This window comes from Picosynechococcus sp. PCC 7003, assembly GCF_001693255.1.
GTDB lineage: Bacteria > Cyanobacteriota > Cyanobacteriia > Cyanobacteriales > MRBY01 > MRBY01.
Window position 1 is genome coordinate 1,182,879 of sequence record NZ_CP016474.1, and the last position, 16,441, is coordinate 1,199,319.

Below are 16,441 nucleotides of genomic sequence, written 5' to 3' on the forward strand. Positions count from 1 at the left end.
TTGTTTTAATTAATTTCTCTTTTCTTATCCCCTAAACCATGACAGTTTCTGATTCTTCTCCTAATTCCCCATGGCACGGCTTCCCCCGCAAGATCTGGCGCACGGGTTTAAAGTGGATTGCGGATCTCCGGGTGGCGATCGCCCTGCTGCTGCTCATTGCGGTATTTAGTATTTTAGGAACGGTCATTGAACAGGGCAGTAGCCTCTCTTTCTACCAAGAAAACTATCCAGAAGATCCGGCGCTCCTGGGCTTTTTATCCTGGAAAGTGCTGCTGGCGGTAGGGCTTGACCATGTTTACACGACTTGGTGGTACTTGGTTTTACTCCTGGCCTTTGGGGTGAGTTTGATTGCCTGTACCTTTCGGCGGCAACTCCCGGCCCTGAAAACGGCCCAAAACTGGAACTACTACAGCCAAGCCCGGCAATTCAACAAATTAGCCCTGAGTACCGAATTAGATCATGGTTCGCTCCAAAGCCTAAAACCCCAGCTCGAAAAAAAGCGCTACAAAATTTTCCAGGATGGCGAAAAGCTCTACGCCCGGAAAGGAATTGTGGGACGCATTGGGCCAATTATTGTCCATATCGGCATGATCGTGACCTTGGTAGGGTCTATTTGGGGCGCCTTTGGGGGATTCATGGCCCAGGAAATGATTCCCAGCGGTATGAATTTTAAGGTTAATAATGTGTTTAAGGCGGGGATCTTTTCCCAGAGCGATCGCCCTTGGTCAGTGAATGTAAATCGCTTTTGGATCGACTACACCCCCACGGGCGACATTGATCAATTTTATTCGGATCTCTCGGTGGTCGATGAGCAGGGCCAGGAGCTTGATCGCAAAACAATTTCTGTGAACCACCCCCTCCGCTACGACGGCATTACTTTTTATCAAACCAGTTGGGCCATTGGCGGCGTCCAGGTGCAACTGAACAATAGCCCGATTTTTCAATTACCCGCGGCCCAAATCCCCACAGATAATGGGGCGAAACTCTGGGGCAGTTGGGTACCCATTAAGCCAGATCTCAGCGCTGGGGTCTCGATTTTGATGCAGGATCTCCAGGGTAGCGCCATTGTTTATAACGAACAGGGAGAACTGGTCGGGGCTGTCCGGGTTGGCGATCGCCTAGAGGTGGGGGACATTAACATGAAATTAGTCGATCTTGTCGGTAGCACCGGACTCCAGATCAAGGCCGATCCCGGTGTCCCCGTGGTTTATACAGGCTTTTTGTTGGTGATGGTTGGGGTGGTGATGAGCTACGTTTCCTATTCCCAAGTGTGGGCCCTCGCCGCTGGCGATCGCTTTTATCTGGGCGGGAAAACTAACCGCGCCCAGGTAGCCTTTGAGCGGGAACTCCTAGAAATTATTGACACCCTCGAAACACCATCTCCTCAAGCAACCCCAGAAAATACCTTGACTTCAATTGACCAGTAAGATGACCGATTGGGCGATCCCAACGAGGAAGCCCAACACTCCCCCTAAATTAACGATGGCTTGGAGTTCATTTTTGACAATGCCCTGGATGGCGCGTTCTAGTTCCCTGGGGCTGGTGTTATTGACCCGTTCAATGATCACTTGATCAATGGCAAGAATCGGAATCACCTGACTAATAATTTTTTCGAGGTCTTTTTCTAAATAGCGATCCAAAAGTAAAGACAATTCTTGGCTCACAACACCCAGGGAATTATCTAAGACCTGGGAAGCTTGGAGCCGCCGTAAAATTACCACCGACAAATTGTCCCAATCCACCGAGTCACCAATGTATTCCATCAAGCCCGCCCCTTTATCCTGGAAATACTGACGGATTGTTTGGTGAAAACTTTTGCGGAGCTGCCGCACCGTAGACACAGGCAGATTTTGAAGGGACAAACCCTGGAGCCAGAGGCGCAATTTTAAACGAATTTCGAGGGTAAGGATTAACTCTTGGAGACGGGCGTTGGCAATTTCTCGTTCTTCTAAACAGAAAGCCCGGAGGCGGGTCAAGCTATTTTTAACACCAAATAGATTCGCGACGACCCAATAGGTGCCGCTGGTTTTTTCCCGGAGGCTGGTGTCGATAATTTCAATATTTTTGTCGGTGAGAAAATCAATGGTCGCTTGACGGAGAATATCGGGGGTTAAAACGGTACGCAACAGCCAATCGGTGAGCTGGCGGGCTTGGGCTTCTGTGAGCTTAAAATCCAGCAGCAGTTGATCGAAAATTTGGTAAACCTGGGCCTCTAAAAAGGTATCTTCCCGAGACCAAACCTTAATCAGTCGGGGCAAAGATTCGCTGGCGAGATCTCGCAGAATTGCGGCCAAAATTCCGGCGGTTTTTTGCTCCTGTTCCCCTTGGATTTGCGCAAAGGCCAATTGTAACAGCCACCGGATCGCGGCTTCGATGCGCTCGGTTTGAAGCAGTTTTTGGGCGAGCTTTTGGATTTCTTCGGGGGTGAGCAGCGACCCCATAATAATCCGGGAAATGTTGCGGGCAAGGCGGTCTTGGTTGGCGGGGATCAGGCCTGGGGTGAAGGGTAAACGGCGATCGCCAATGTAGATAGCCTTGTAGGGACGAAACAGCATATTGATCGCAATGTCATTGGTGAAATACCCAATCACAGTGCCAGCGACGGGGGGCAACAGTAACGTCCAAAAATTCAAAGCTGTGCGTCATGATGTACTTAACATTTCTGATTTTAGAGCTTTTGGTTTGGCGATCGCCCAGATTGAGACGTAACTTTATCGACTGTTAGGGCACAAAGGCTTCGGTTCCTTGGGAGGACGGGAAGGGGTTAAAGGCCACTTCTGGATTGCTGGGTTCCTTGCGCCACAGCTTTTGGAGGCCATTGGCGGCGATGGTGATGTAGAGCACATCCTGGGGCTGCAGTTGCCGTTGCAGGAGGGGCCAACCGTGAACCGCTTCCCCTTGGGATTCGAGGTAGAGGGGCACAAAATTTTGGGCGATCGCCGCATCCTGGACTCGCTGTCCACAAAAAGGATGGTTTGGGGTAATCAGAGTTGCAAGGGCAATCCACAACAAATCATCGGTCATGCCATTGCCAAGAATGCGTCCCCCCAGAGCCGCTGCCGCAAAAGAATGGGTCGCCAACTCCGTCGGGGAAAGCACCAGATCAAAGGAAAAGACTTCCTGGGCCGACTGGGCGAAATTGGTATCCTGAATCCGGACGATCACATTGACCTTGGGGGCGATCGCCTTGGCACTCAGGGCAATTTCAACGTTGGTCATGTCTTGGCTAGTGGCAGCAATGAGGGCCGTTGCTTTGGCAATCCGCGCATCCCGTAAACTGTTGGTCACGCTAGCATCGGCGAGAATGACCGGAACCCCCAAGGCCCTAGCCGACCGCAAAAAGCGGTTGTTGTGGTCAGTTTCAAGAACCACGACGTCATAACCTTGGTGGTGGAGTTGGCGGGCGATCGCCATACCCATGCCCCCTAGGCCACAGATCACATAATGGTTTTGGTGGGGGATTTTCGTTGCATCCCAAAACTGACGGATTCGGCTCCCCAGAATGAAATCATTAATTAAGGCGTAGCAGATCCCCACGACCCCAGCGCCGACCACCATCATCACCGCCGTAAAAACCTTGACCCAATCGGGGGCGAGTTCCGCAACTTCTTCTTTACCCCCGGCCCCGGTGATCATCCCCACCGAAAAATAGAGGGCATCCACCAGGGACAAATTAAAATTCACACAAACATAGGTAAAGGTGGCAATGCAGATGGTCACCAACAACGCCATCGTCACGAGGGTCATGGGTCGTACATGGTGTTGGTACTGCCGCAGATTGGCGATCGCCTTGCGAAATTTTTGCCAGAGGGAATGGCGTTGACTTTTGACCTGGGGCGGCGTTCCTAGGATTAAGTGATCCCCCACCTGGAGGCTTTGGTCGGCCACCACCGCCGACACCAGATCCATTTCCCCCTGGGCCGGCAGATAATGAATAAACATCCGCTCCGGATTTTCCCAAAGGGCGCTGAGGGGCTGGCCCAGCCAGGGATGATCCGCGGTGATCACTTCTTCATAAATCGGCCAGGTTTTTTCGTAGAGATGCAGTTGGCCAATGGCCTTATTGCCTAGGGCGGCAAAGGCAAAAATAGGAGCAGCCAGGGCCGAAACACTCATGGTCACATGATCCGGCAGGGTTTGATCGAGGCGATCGCCCAGGGCTTGATTATAAATACGATTAACAATGCGAATATTTGGATTCAGCACCCGGGCCTGGGTCAAGACCGCGAGGTTGAGGGCATCATCATTACTGGCGAGGACGAGGGTTTGGGCCGAGTGTATTCCCGCCCGCACGAGGAGTTGCCCCTGCCTGGGGTCTCCCACAATAATGCCCGCTGCGCGTTGATGACTGGGGCGATCACTAATGCCGATCACCTCAGCCCCTTGATTTTGGAGTAAACGAAAAATCTTATATCCCGTTCGTCCTAAACCACAGACAATAATTTTTGGTTGCATGGAAACTGGGCCTGGGTTGATCAGGACTATCTCAACAGATTCAATTACCCTTCCTGTTTTAAACCCAAACGTTCCCGGCGAGTGTAATGAACCACACAGAGCAAAACAACTTCACATTTAAGCTCAGAATTAGCCCCCCACCAGGGGCAACCCAGGACGATTCCCCCAGACTTGCCCCCAAAGCCCTGTAGAATATTCTTGAAAAAATCAACAGTTTTCCCAACGTAGCTATGGTAGTTGCAGACGCTCACACCCAGGGCTTTTCCCTCGCGCAATATCTCCAAGAACAAAAGACCATCGTCGAAGCCGCCCTTGACCAATCCCTAGTTGTCACTGAGCCTGTCACCATCTACGAAGCGATGCGTTATTCTCTCCTGGCTGGAGGGAAACGGTTACGCCCGATCCTTTGTCTTGCCGCCTGTGAAATGTTAGGGGGCACCGTCGCCATGGCGATGAATACGGCCTGCGCCCTAGAGATGATCCACACCATGTCTTTGATCCATGATGATCTACCTGCCATGGACAATGATGACCTCCGCCGGGGCAAACCCACGAACCACAAAATTTATGGGGAAGATATTGCGATTTTGGCGGGGGATGCCCTGCTGTCCTATGCCTTTGAGTATGTGGCCCGCACCCCGGATGTTCCGGCGGAACGTCTGTTGCAAGTGATCATGCGCCTCGGCCAAGCAGTCGGATCAGAAGGCCTCGTCGGTGGCCAGGTGGTGGATCTCGAATCGGAAGGAAAAACTGATGTTTCCGTAGAAACCTTGAATTTTATCCATACCCATAAAACGGGGGCATTGCTGGAAGTTTGCGTCACAGCAGGGGCAATTTTGGCCGGGGCGAAACCCAAAGAGGTGCAATTACTCTCCCGCTATGCGCAAAATATTGGTCTGGCCTTCCAGATTGTGGACGATATTCTCGATATCACCGCAACCGCTGAAGAATTGGGTAAAACGGCGGGCAAAGACCTCGAAGCCCAGAAGGTGACCTATCCGAGCCTGTGGGGTCTGGAAAAGTCCCAGGCCGAGGCCCGCAAGCTGGTGGAAGAGGCGATCGCCTCCCTCGATCCCTATGGTGAAAAGGCCAATCCCCTCAAAGCCCTGGCGGAATATATCGTTAACCGTAAAAACTAACCCGCGTCACGGCCAAGCACCATGGATAATTTCAGCGCAGTTTTCCAAAATCACATCCTGATCGTGGCATTAGTGGCCTGCATTACGGCACAGTTGCTCAAAATTCCCATTGATTTGATTCGCTATAAAAAAACCAGTCTCCGTTCTCTTTTTAGCGCCGGGGGAATGCCCAGTGCCCACTCTGCCTTGGTGGGGGCCTTGGCGACAGGGGTGGGTCAAGCGAAGGGATGGGATAGTTCTGAGTTTGCGATCGCCTGTTTGTTTGCGGTGATTGTGATGTACGATGCCGCCGGGGTGCGCCAAGCTGCGGGTAAGCAGGCGCGCATTCTCAACCAAATTATTGACGATATGTTCCAGGAAAAAGAGTTCAGCGAAGAACGGCTCAAGGAATTACTTGGTCACACACCAGTGCAAGTGTTTGTGGGGCTTTCCCTGGGCATTGTGATTGCCTTTTTCGCCAATAGCCAACTCGTCTAGACCCTGATTCCGACCCACACTTTCTAAACTGGAATGTGGCCAATTTCTCTTTACTCCTAACGCTTCATGATGCAATCTACGACTTATCTTTTCGGGGCGATCGCTCTAGCTATTTCCCTGGGAGCCTGTAACCAAAACAGCACCACTACCCCAGAATCAAACGCCACTGGGGGAGGTATTTCTAGCTCAGAAGCCGCACCGGAAACCCCGGAATCACCTCCTACTCTCCAATTTACTGCCCTGGAATGGGACGCAAGCCCCGTTAGCCTCGAACTTCAAGACCAGGTGGGACAGACCTTTGAGTTTTCCTGTCCGCCGGGGGATGCCAGCCAAACCATCTGGGGGACAGGTGTTTACACTAGCGATTCATCTATTTGTACCGCCGCCGTCCATGCGGGCCTGTTTTCCGCAGAGATCGGGGGGAATTTAACCTTAGAAATCCTTGCAGGTCAGGACCTCTACACCGGTAGTCAACAAAATGAAGTGACCAGTAGTGATTATGGTGCTTGGGATGGGAGTTTTCGTTTTCCTGAAGCCAGTGGCAACGCTGCAACAACGCCAAATATTCAGTGGGATTCGACCCCAGGTTCCTTTGGAATCGCTGAAAATGTTGGCGATCGCTACAGCTTCAATTGTCCAGCCAACGGTGAACTGGGAGCCTCAGTCTGGGGGACAGATACTTATACGAACGATTCCGCGATCTGTGTAGCAGCCGTACACGCCGGGAAAATTGACCCGACCACAGGTGGCCTAATCACCATTGAAATTGCCCCTGGTCAGAACAGCTATACCGGCGGCGATCGCAATGGCGTGGTGACGGCTGACTATGGCTCCTGGGGTGGCAGCTTTATCTTTGTGGACGAATAAAGCAACCTAAGAAAGTTCCTTAGGGTTCGGGGTAAGCGTGGGTCACATAGGGAACAGCGACAACCTTTCCGGTCACTTCCCCTGTTGTGACTTCTAATCCTTCTCCACCGACTTTGGTACGGATATAACCAAGGGCAAAGGCATCATCCGGATCAACACTGGTGATTACGCCGGCCCGTTCTTCCCCGACAAAAATTTTGCAAGGGACTTCTACAGGAGCAGCAAGTTGGATACCGAAGAGCCGCTGTTTAACGCCTTTGTAGGTATTGAGGCGGGCGATGGTTTCCTGGCCAATGTAGCAGCCCTTATCAAAGGAAATGCAATCCCAAAGGCCTGCTTCCAGGGGATTATAGTCTTCGGTGAGTTCCTGATCCGGGGCGGGCCGACCCTGGTGGATGCGCAATTTTTCCCAGGCTGTTTCACCGCAGGGAGTCACCCCCAGAGCCATGAGATTTTGCCACACTTCAACACCCGCTTCGGCAGGCACATACAGGGTATAGCCCGGTACTTTTAAACTGTTCCCCGTTGCACAAAGGATTTTTTGACCCTGGATTGTAATTTGTTGGTGTCCCCCCGCCGGAAAGTCAACTAAAGTTGTTTCGGTCAGTTTTTCAAGAATGTCTTTTGCCTGGGAACCCATCAAAGACAGAATATTAAACTGGCCAGAGAGATCACTGATTTCTACTTTGTCCATCGGAAAGAGAAACCGATCAAACCACTCCAGGAGAAAAGTTTTTTTCTGGGGCGAAACCTGTACCCAAAGGGCATCATCCAGAATATGTACCGTGGTGAGATCGATGGTGCGGGCGGTGGAATTGACTAGCACAGTGTCGCAGCTTTGGCCGGGTTGAAGCTGCTGGATTTGATTGGTGCTTTGATTGTGGAGGTAGCGTTGACGGTCAGCGCCTGTAAAGTTGAGGAGACCCCAATGGCTTTGGTCATAGAGCAGACAGCCATTGCTAAAATCTTGGGAAATGTCGGCGTCGTTCTCAAAGGTGACAACAGCCTCACCGGAAGCGGTTAAAGGAAAACCTTGGTGCTGGTGGTATTGCAAAAGGGGGGTCATGGCAATGGTCATGGATACTCAATTTGGCACAGATTCCATTATGCCAAGGGGAGAGGTTACACTGACAGAGATATTTTTTATGTGTTGTTTGGGATCGCCATCTATGGACTTATTTCGTCAACAGATTCTGCCGTTTTTAATTTTGCTGGTCTTCCTCCTGGCATTAGGCATTGTCAGCGCCCGGATTTTCCTCCCTACCGATATGCTCGCCCCAGCACCCATTGGTTTTTTGGGCTAGGTCAATGCTACCAGCGGGCTTTTCTCTCAGACGGGGTGCGATGATCGACCGACCGTTGTTGTTGAAGTTTTTGCACCGCAGTTACCAGGAACTTTATCCGGAAACGGGCTTTGATCACCTCCGTACAACCTTGAACCATTACTTCACGGTGGATACGCCCCTCTGGTGGATACGCACGGAAACGGAACAGGTGGTGGGTTGTCTCTGGCTGGGCAATAGTGTTGATCAAATTAGCGGCGATCGCCACAGTCATATTTTTCTGTTGTACGTAATGCCGGAGTATCGTCGTCGGGGTCTGGGTTCGGCGCTCATGGCCACCGCAGAACGCTATGCAAAAACCAAAGGCGATCGCCAAATCACCCTCCAGGTTTTTACCAATAACCAAACGGCCCAAAGCTTTTACCAAACCCTCACCTACCAGCCCCATGCAATTTTGATGCGAAAAATCCTCCCCTAAAGGATCTATGGCTCAACCCCTACTCCAAGTTTTTTGCGATCGCCTCGAACAGGAACTCCGGCCCCACCTCGATCTCATCAGCGAGCATCCCCACCATCCTGTGATCGTGCACCATTGTCCCAGCCCTTGGTATTGCGTGGGCACAGGGAACTATGCTGCGGTTGTCGCCCACCCTGATTTTCCGGCGTGGGTGGTAAAAGTCTATGCGCCTCACCGGGAGGGATTTGCCGCTGAAGCAGAAGTTTATCGCCGCCTGGGGATACATCCTGCGTTCTCGGAATGCTACTACGCCAAAAATGGCCTTTTAGTGCTGCGGCGTTTGCATGGCACGACCCTTTATGACTGCGCCCATCGGGGTATTCCGATTCCAAAACAAGTCATCGAAGATATCGACCAAGCTTTGGATTATGTGTATGCCCAGGGCCTCAATCCCCACGATGTCCACGGGAAAAATGTGATGCTGGGGGTCGATGGTCGGGGGCTTGTGGTGGATATTTCAGACTTCCTCAAACCAGAACCCTGCTATGCCTGGAAAGATCTTAAACGGGCCTACTATTGCCTTTATCGACCCCTGATCGCCGGCCTAAAACTGAAAATTCCCTATGCTTTTTTAGATCAAATCCGCACGGTCTATCGCGTTTACCGTCGGGTTGGCGATCGCCTTTTTTTGAAACCTTGAAACCCTAGAGTCCGTGGCGCAACTGACGTAAAATTTGTTGGGTTTTCGGATCAAGACTATTTAATAATTGCCCCCGTCGTTGATGGCGTTGGCGTTTGCGGTGATCCTGGGAGCGTCGATTGGCCGCCGCCACAGCCGATTGCAACTTTAAAGAAGACATCCACTCGGCCCCATAACCGACCACCGTGTGCCGTTGGGCCTGGTCAGAGGTCACCACAATCACCCGTCGGGGCGTATTATAATCGTGCCGCAAAGCAGCGCAGGCTTTTTCGATGTAAGTATCAGCGGTTTCCGAGAAAGCGGTGTAGTAAGCCGAAACAAATTGGGTATGTTCTTCTTCTTGGCTAGGGGTCTGCTGGTAGTGGGCGTCAAAAACGACTTTTGTCCTGTAGCAGTTGTGGGAGGCATAGTTAATTAAAACTTCGATTAATTCGTCCCGGGCCATCTCAAGGCCATGGCGATCGCGGGTTGTCTTGAGCTCATGCCACGCACCAATGACGTTATAACCATCCACTAAGAGTAGCGCTTCGGGGGATTGGGACTTCATGACTCACTCGTGACCTCCATGGTGAAAAAACAAAGGGATTTTAATGAATAAAAACCTCATCCTAACAAGTTTTGCCACGCTTCTGCCATCGTCGAAATTATGGCTGTGGTCTGCTAATATCTTTCACCATTGCAAGAAGACAACGATGCCCCTGGGGTTACCTCCCCTTTCCATTCATTTTAGTTAAGGCTTAATTTTTAAGTTGCAATTCTTTTTAAATACCTCCCCAAAAAATCTTGTTTCAAGCAAAACATTGCCCTTTTCTTTATTATCGTTTTGGCTAATTTTAGGCGGAATTATTCGTCTGACCAACCTTGGTGCAAAACCCCCTTGGACTGATGAATTTGCAACCATTCTCTACAGTCGGGCGGAAAATTATAATCAACTGCCCTACGGCGAAATTCTCACGGGGAAAGAACTTTTAGCGCCCCTCCTCGGCTACCCAGATCAAGGGGTCACTGAGGCGGCCCATTTTTTGATCAATTACGATAATCACCCACCGTTGTATTTCATGGTGGTTAACCTCTGGCAGCGCCTATTTCCCCTAGAGATGGGGGACTACATTTCCATTGATGGGGTGCGTCTCCTTTCGGTATTGTTCAGTTTGTTGGGGATTGGGGCGCTTTATGGTTTGGCAAAGTGGCTCTTTCAGTCGGAAAAAATAGCCCAACTTACGGCGGCTTTGGTGGCTTTTTCGCCCTTTGATATTTACTTAGCCCAGGAAGCTCGTCACTATACCTTGATCGGCTTGGGGGTGATTGCTTCCCTGGGATTTAGCCTACTCGTGTTGCGCCAAATTAAAACCCAACAAGCTTTATCCTGGGGGCAAGTTGCCGTGGGGATTGTCCTCAGTGGGATCGGGCTATTGGTACATTACTTTTTTGTTTTGACGCTTTTGGCTGAGGCGATCGCCCTGGGGTGGTGGATGGTGGCCCAGCGCAAATATCCGATTCCCAGGCAATGGTGGCGTTTAGGCACGATTATCGTGACGGTGGGGCTTCTGGGGCTGATCTGGAAAACCCAGGTACTCCCCGACAGCTATGGCACGAGTATGACCGCCTGGATTCGCCTCGATCACAGTGATTGGCTGGCATGGCTCAGTCCGGTCTTTCAGTTGTTGGCCACCGTTGTCACCATGGTGATGCTGTTGCCCATTGAGGTGGATTTTTGGCCGACGGTGATTGTCTGTGGTGCGGTGATGCTCGTGGTGGGCATTCGCTTTTTGACCCTGTGGCGACAAGGCATCAAGACCCAGAGCACTGTCCCTCAGTTTCAGGATGAGTTATTTTTTCTCTGTCGTTTTGTGGGGGCCGCCTGGGGACTTTTTGGGGTGCTCAGTTTTGGCCTCGGCATCGATATTACCCGTGGGGCCCGCTACAGTTTTGTGTATTTTCCGGCAGTAATTCTGTTGGGGGCCGTTGGCCTAAGCTACTTTTGGCAACGGGAGAAGATTCGTTGTTTAGGGGTTGAAACGATTGGAACTCGTTTTCCCCAGGTGAAATCTGGCACAAAGGCGATCGCCTTTGTGGTGCTGATTAGTTTCTGTAGTGCCTTGACCGTCGTCCACGATTGGGGCTACCAAAAGTACTACCATCCCGACAAAATCATTGATCGACTGACGACAGGAAGCCAACCTGTGCTGATGGTGCTCCCCCGGGAAAGCACCGTGCAAATTGGCGAAATGATGGGGATCGCCTGGGAACAACAACGGCGCGACCTCGAACGCCCCGTCTTTTTTGCATTCATCCCGAAACAAGATATGCCAGCAGCTTACACTGACGACCTGGAGAGCATCACCGCTCAATTTCCCCAGACGTCCTTTGAATTGTGGTCGATCAACATCTTCGAACCGATTCCTCTGTCAAACTGCGAAGCTTCTGAACAGGTTTGGGTCTCCGGGTACTACAGCGACGTTTATCAATGTGATGCCCCCTGATTTACCATTTCCCAGGGGATAAATTTAAGCACTTTTTTACTGCTGTCTCTAACCTTGGGCCTCTAGCCTTTGGTTAGCGTGACTCAAACGCTCGGCTAAGGTTTTCATAATTTCGATGGCAAAGTAGGGGTTTTGCTGAATGAGGAAGGTAAATCGCTTTTGATCAATTACCACGAGGCGACAGTCTGTTTTGGCGATCGCCGTCGCACTACGGGGAGAACCCGGCTCAATCACACCCATTTCTCCCAGGGCTTCTCCTTCGCCGAGGATACTCAAGGGTTGCCCTTGAAACCGAATTTCCACTTCCCCTGTCTGGATAATGTAGAGATGATCGCCGGGAGTGCCTGCGGTAAAGATCGTCGTACCCGCCGCGAAATCTTGGGTGTCGTGGTCATGTCTAAATAAGTCAAAATGCGCCATCATGATTAGTTCCTTTTGAACCATCGAAATAAATTGCTAAAAACAAGCCAATGCCCGTCTATTCACGATCATAGTGGAGCTAAGACCGCTTTTTTGAGTATTTCTTTGGGCTTATCGCGAATTTAACATTCTCTTTACCAAGGGTATTTTTAACGGGGCGCTTCGGTAAATGCCTGGACACGACCATCGGGATTAAGCACCAGGCGAAATGTCCGACTCCCGGCCGGGAGACTCGCCCCCACATTGCGGCCCACTGAGAGGAAAGACAATTGGGGTTGATACAGCTCGGCAGCTTTACCAATGGGGAAAACCGTTTCAATGGCTCCTTGTTCACTGAGTTTTAAGCGATATTCTAGGACTTCACCGAGGTCGTCAGGACTCTGCCACTGGGTTTGGAAATAGCGTTCGATCCGCTGTTCGGGGTTTAGCCTTGGGGCATTGGCGGGAGAAAGGGCGATCGCCTCTTGTTGGGGCGCATCGGCAAATTGCTCTGCTTGATCGACTGCGGTGGTTCTGGCCATTTGTCCTGCGAAGCTAGGAGCGACGCTCAGGGTGGCGTTCTCCCTGGGGGCGGTAGCTGTGATCGGCGCAGGAGAATTACTGGGGGGACTGGGGATTGGTGCGGCTGGGGGAGCTGGATTCGTAGTCGTGGTTTCCCCTGGGGCAGGCTGAGTAAGATCAACGGTTTGGGGGGCAACCCGTGGGTCGTCTAAGGGGGCATCGGCCGCAGGTGGCACCGGCGAGAAGGTATAGGAGGCATGGGGATTTGGCGGGATAAGCTCTGCTTGGTTGCCTGCTTCATCTGTGGCCTCAAGGTTGAGGGCGCTACCTGTTTCTGGGAGTTGCTGCTGTTGCCAAACGGCGTTACTAATCCCCACCACAAGGAGGACAGAGGCGGCGATCGCCCCCCAGCGGGTGACGGTGCGGCGTTGTTGACTAGCCGTGAGACTGGGTAAGGCCACCATATCGGTCTGGTAGGTTTCTAGGGCCTCGGCCAGGTCATGGAGTTGGGTGGCGTTGAGCTGGAGAGTGGGGCCAGATTCCTTGGTGGCTAGGCGACCCAAGTGGAGGGTATGGGACAAAAGCCCCTGGGTGACAAGCTGGGGTTGGGGCAGGGTCGCGACGGTCTGACCAGGGGTATTGTGATAACCATAGACAGAAGTGGCTTGGGGCAGCCATTCTAAGTCAGGACTGAGGTCTTGGAGAAAGCCTTGGACATAATCATTGACGGCGGTGGCGAGGGATTCTAACTGGGGGCGATCGCCTTTGATGACGATGCGCTGATCGGGGCCAAGGCGCGGATCATCAAAACTCAACTCAAAATTCAATTCTTTAATCAGCGGCTTCCCTGTCCACTGGGAGAGGGCCGAGGTTTTCGCTGCCACTTCCAGGCTACAGGTGGGGGGGGTATAGCGACGGGTGAGGGTGGGAGAGAGCATAGGAACCATCTAAAAACGAAAACAAACTACGGGAGAATTGGGTAAAAAAGAGGAAAAATCAAGGATAGGTTTGGGGACAGTCCCTAGGTTTTGCCTTGATCGATTAACGCTAACCAGAGTCGTCGATGTCCGTTTTTGGCCCCGTAGAACAGCAAATCAATCAGTAATTTCAGGGCGAGTCCCACTAAAGAGGCTGAGGCGATCGCCTCCCCTTCCTCCATGCGTTCTTGGTAGGTATTGCTAAAGTTATCGAGGTAATCCCCTAAAAGGGCGGCCCGGTGCGGTTCTTGGCCCTGTTCCGTCATCTGTTCGAGGAGGGCACAGGCGCGGCGAATATCATCCTGCTGCTGACGGGCTAAATGGCAGATGATCAACACCAAAGAGCGGGCTTCTTCCACATCTAATTTTTTGCGGCCCCCACTACTTTTCCGGAGAGGATTAGACTGCCGCAGCCGCCACAACGTCACGCGATCGCCAATGACCGCTTCCAAATTTAGCTCTTTGGCCGCCTGTAACATGGCTTCTGAACTCAAACCCGCTAGGGATTCTAACGCCAATAACACCAAGTCTAGGTGACTTTTAATATTCTCTAGCTGCTGACCATCGGGGGGCTGGGCCAGGGGCAAATCCGCAAAAGACGCAGGGGTAGGAACGGCTTGGAGACTAGGGCGCATAGTTACAGCTTAGGTGGAAAAAACAGAGACCAGCGTTGGGTTACAGATTTTGCAACTTCCTTGTGGCGACCCCATGGTGGGCGACATCTCCCCAATATTATGCCCCACCCCTAGGGCGCGACCCTTGATCGCTGTATTTTTCCGCAGCCACAGCCGTCGTTATTTTAGGTCGAGGAGTCCCTGTTCTTTGAGCTTGGGCTGGAAGCGGAGGTCAGTCTTGAGGCCCCGGCCGATCAGGTAGTCTTTGATGGCTGCTTCCCGCTGGCGAGCGTAGTTTTTCAGGTGTTTGACCATCTCCAATTCGGTGCTCTGCTGGAGGGTCTCCTGCTCTGCTGGCTGCAAATCTTGTTTAATGTCGATGGGTTGAGTCCAGAGAGATTTTGCCTCGCCGTTGCCGGGGGGGATGGTGCCATTTTCCGTCAGCCAAGCAGCCCGCATTTCTTCTAGGAGGGTACGACTGGGGCGATCGCCTAAGAAAACCTTGACCCAATGGCATTGCTCCGGGCAGCGGACTAAATGTTGCTGCAAGCTTTTGGACACATCACGGGAATAGCCGACATAACAGAGGGTTTGGTTGGCATCAAAAATCCCATAGAGGCCCAGCTTACCGTTAAATGCGGGGCAAATTAGGCCCTCGGCATCGATGTAGGGAAGAAAATCGAGGGCGGCAAGTTTTGGTAAAGACATAGACAATGGGATAAGGACAGATAGGATTAATCCTAGGTAAGACCACGGCTCCCCTGGGGGCGATCGCAAATATCCTTAATGGTTTCTCATCAAAATCTATGGCACCTCTTCCTTCCCCCCGCAGTACTTTTTATCAGCGCCTTGAACGGCGTTGGGTGGCCCCAGCTTACGGAGGCGGCATTCTGCTCACCATTGCCCTCTGTTTTTTTGGAGCCGCCACGAATACGATGGCAGGTTGGTTGTATGTCCTCAGTGGTACGATCCTCGCCATTTTGCTTCTGGGGGCAATCCTGCCAGTGCGGGCCTTGAGGCAACTGGAGATCCAGCGATCGCCCATTGCTCCGGTCAGCGTGGGGGAAGTTTTAAGTGTCCATCTGAGCTTAAGCAATCACAGTAAAGCCGCAAAAACTCTGGTAGCTGTTACCGATAAAATTCCTGCTCCCTTGGGTGCTCCCCGCCGCACTGTGATTGAAGCCCTACTGCCCCAGGAAAGCTTAGATTGGGAATACGAATTGGATGCGAAAAAACGGGGGGTTTTCCCATGGGGAGAGATTGAACTACGCACCGCCAATCCCCTCGGTTTATTTTGGTGCCGCCGCGATCGCCCGGTGCCGGGTCGCATTGTGATTTATCCGCAAATTTTCCCCCTGAGCAATTGCCCGATCATCGAGAATATCGGCGCGGAGGACAGCACCAAATTTCAGAGCGAAAATCTCTATCAAAACGCCACCGAAGGAATGACGAAGGCGATCCGCAATTACCGGGTGGGCGATCCGATGCGACTGATCCATTGGCGTAGTAGCGCCCGGTTTGGGGAATTTAAGGTGCGGGAGTTGGAAATTACCACGGGGGGCGAGGAGTTGATCGTTTGTCTGGATCATCGTTTTGCCTGGGATCCGGAGAGTTTTGAACAGGCAGCCAGTGCGGCGGCTTCTCTGTACTTCTACGCCCGGCGATCGCAATTGAATGTGAAATTTTGGACAGCCCAGAGTGGCCTCCTCAACAGCCGCGCGACAATCCTCGAAGCCCTTGCCCGCATTAACCCCGAACCCGAATCCACGAATCCCGTTTCTCGACCAGACGGAAATCTGCTGTGGTTAAGCCAGAATATGGCCACTTGCACCGAGCTTTCCCTGGGTAGTCGTTGGATCTATTTTCAAGCGGCGGAAAATCCCCTGATCCCTGAAACGAAACGACCGGGTTTAACGATCAATCTTCAGGATCCGCTCCCCAGTCAATTACAACGGTTACCCAAAGGCGATCGCCTTCTGTCCTAGGGCAATGCCTTGCAAATCAGCGCAGCGTGAGCAATTCTCCACAATTGCCGCAAAAAATCCCGGAGGCCCCCTGTATAATTGCT

The 16,441-nt window shown here is 52.0% G+C and carries 17 protein-coding genes; 9 read left to right on the forward strand and 8 right to left on the reverse strand.

Going from position 1 to position 16,441, the window contains the following annotated elements; all coding sequences use genetic code 11:
- The first annotated feature begins 38 nt into the window (after positions 1–38).
- Positions 39–1,427: a cytochrome c biogenesis protein gene (locus tag AWQ21_RS05710; RefSeq protein ID WP_065713702.1), complete on the forward strand. Its 1,389-nt coding sequence runs from the start codon at positions 39–41 to the stop codon at positions 1,425–1,427.
- On the opposite strand, the gene AWQ21_RS05715 is transcribed toward AWQ21_RS05710, so the two are convergent.
- On the reverse strand, positions 1,413–2,633 hold the full coding sequence (locus tag AWQ21_RS05715) for a DUF445 domain-containing protein (protein WP_065713703.1): 1,221 nt from the start codon (positions 2,631–2,633) through the stop codon (positions 1,413–1,415). The genes AWQ21_RS05710 and AWQ21_RS05715 overlap by 15 nt on opposite strands.
- Before the next feature lie 88 nt (positions 2,634–2,721).
- The gene (locus tag AWQ21_RS05720; protein ID WP_065713704.1) at positions 2,722–4,455 is read right to left on the reverse strand and encodes a TrkA family potassium uptake protein; all 1,734 of its coding nucleotides are present in this window, start codon (positions 4,453–4,455) and stop codon (positions 2,722–2,724) included.
- A gap of 230 nt (positions 4,456–4,685) precedes the next feature.
- Here AWQ21_RS05720 and crtE point away from each other — a divergent pair, with 230 nt between their 5' ends.
- The 3 genes from crtE to AWQ21_RS05735 all read left to right on the forward strand — a co-directional run bounded on the left by crtE (position 4,686) and on the right by AWQ21_RS05735 (position 6,938).
- The gene (crtE, locus tag AWQ21_RS05725) at positions 4,686–5,594 is read left to right on the forward strand and encodes a geranylgeranyl pyrophosphate/diphosphate synthase/geranyltranstransferaseCrtE (RefSeq protein WP_065713705.1); all 909 of its coding nucleotides are present in this window, start codon (positions 4,686–4,688) and stop codon (positions 5,592–5,594) included.
- A 21-nt stretch (positions 5,595–5,615) separates the two neighbouring features.
- Positions 5,616–6,071, forward strand: a complete 456-nt coding sequence (locus AWQ21_RS05730; protein WP_065713706.1) for a divergent PAP2 family protein — start codon at positions 5,616–5,618, stop codon at positions 6,069–6,071.
- Positions 6,072–6,137: 66 nt separating this feature from the next.
- Positions 6,138–6,938 (forward strand): LCCL domain-containing protein, encoded by an 801-nt coding sequence (locus tag AWQ21_RS05735; protein WP_083997972.1) that lies wholly within the window; start codon positions 6,138–6,140, stop codon positions 6,936–6,938.
- A gap of 19 nt (positions 6,939–6,957) precedes the next feature.
- On the opposite strand, the gene AWQ21_RS05740 is transcribed toward AWQ21_RS05735, so the two are convergent.
- Positions 6,958–8,016: a folate-binding protein YgfZ gene (locus AWQ21_RS05740; RefSeq protein ID WP_083997973.1), complete on the reverse strand. Its 1,059-nt coding sequence runs from the start codon at positions 8,014–8,016 to the stop codon at positions 6,958–6,960.
- Positions 8,017–8,107: 91 nt separating this feature from the next.
- Here AWQ21_RS05740 and AWQ21_RS16620 point away from each other — a divergent pair, with 91 nt between their 5' ends.
- The 3 genes from AWQ21_RS16620 to AWQ21_RS05750 are packed head-to-tail and all read left to right on the forward strand — an operon-like array spanning position 8,108 to position 9,378.
- Positions 8,108–8,242, forward strand: a complete 135-nt coding sequence (locus tag AWQ21_RS16620; RefSeq protein ID WP_254903385.1) for a hypothetical protein — start codon at positions 8,108–8,110, stop codon at positions 8,240–8,242.
- A gap of 40 nt (positions 8,243–8,282) precedes the next feature.
- Positions 8,283–8,699: a GNAT family N-acetyltransferase gene (locus AWQ21_RS05745; RefSeq protein WP_232315075.1), complete on the forward strand. Its 417-nt coding sequence runs from the start codon at positions 8,283–8,285 to the stop codon at positions 8,697–8,699.
- A 7-nt stretch (positions 8,700–8,706) separates the two neighbouring features.
- A complete protein-coding gene (locus tag AWQ21_RS05750; RefSeq protein WP_065713709.1) occupies positions 8,707–9,378 on the forward strand; it encodes a serine/threonine protein kinase in 672 nt (223 codons plus the stop codon).
- A 4-nt stretch (positions 9,379–9,382) separates the two neighbouring features.
- On the opposite strand, the gene AWQ21_RS05755 is transcribed toward AWQ21_RS05750, so the two are convergent.
- Entirely contained in the window at positions 9,383–9,925 is a 543-nt protein-coding gene (locus tag AWQ21_RS05755) for an NYN domain-containing protein (RefSeq protein WP_065713710.1), read from the reverse strand.
- Positions 9,926–10,178: 253 nt separating this feature from the next.
- Here AWQ21_RS05755 and AWQ21_RS05760 point away from each other — a divergent pair, with 253 nt between their 5' ends.
- A complete protein-coding gene (locus tag AWQ21_RS05760; protein ID WP_065713711.1) occupies positions 10,179–11,861 on the forward strand; it encodes a glycosyltransferase family 39 protein in 1,683 nt (560 codons plus the stop codon).
- 48 nt (positions 11,862–11,909) lie between these two features.
- On the opposite strand, the gene AWQ21_RS05765 is transcribed toward AWQ21_RS05760, so the two are convergent.
- The 4 genes from AWQ21_RS05765 to AWQ21_RS05780 all read right to left on the reverse strand — a co-directional run bounded on the left by AWQ21_RS05765 (position 11,910) and on the right by AWQ21_RS05780 (position 15,081).
- Positions 11,910–12,284, reverse strand: a complete 375-nt coding sequence (locus AWQ21_RS05765; RefSeq protein ID WP_083998054.1) for a Crp/Fnr family transcriptional regulator — start codon at positions 12,282–12,284, stop codon at positions 11,910–11,912.
- A 146-nt stretch (positions 12,285–12,430) separates the two neighbouring features.
- A complete protein-coding gene (locus AWQ21_RS05770) occupies positions 12,431–13,720 on the reverse strand; it encodes a DUF4335 domain-containing protein (RefSeq protein ID WP_065713712.1) in 1,290 nt (429 codons plus the stop codon).
- 83 nt (positions 13,721–13,803) lie between these two features.
- A complete protein-coding gene (locus AWQ21_RS05775) occupies positions 13,804–14,394 on the reverse strand; it encodes a DUF3038 domain-containing protein (RefSeq protein ID WP_012306700.1) in 591 nt (196 codons plus the stop codon).
- A 159-nt stretch (positions 14,395–14,553) separates the two neighbouring features.
- Positions 14,554–15,081 carry a GIY-YIG nuclease family protein gene (locus AWQ21_RS05780; protein WP_065713713.1) on the reverse strand — a complete coding sequence of 176 codons (528 nt, stop codon included), beginning with the start codon at positions 15,079–15,081 and terminating at the stop codon, positions 14,554–14,556.
- Positions 15,082–15,179: 98 nt separating this feature from the next.
- On the opposite strand from AWQ21_RS05780, the gene AWQ21_RS05785 reads away from it, so the two are divergent.
- Positions 15,180–16,358: a DUF58 domain-containing protein gene (locus AWQ21_RS05785; protein ID WP_065713714.1), complete on the forward strand. Its 1,179-nt coding sequence runs from the start codon at positions 15,180–15,182 to the stop codon at positions 16,356–16,358.
- Positions 16,359–16,441: the final 83 nt, after the last annotated feature.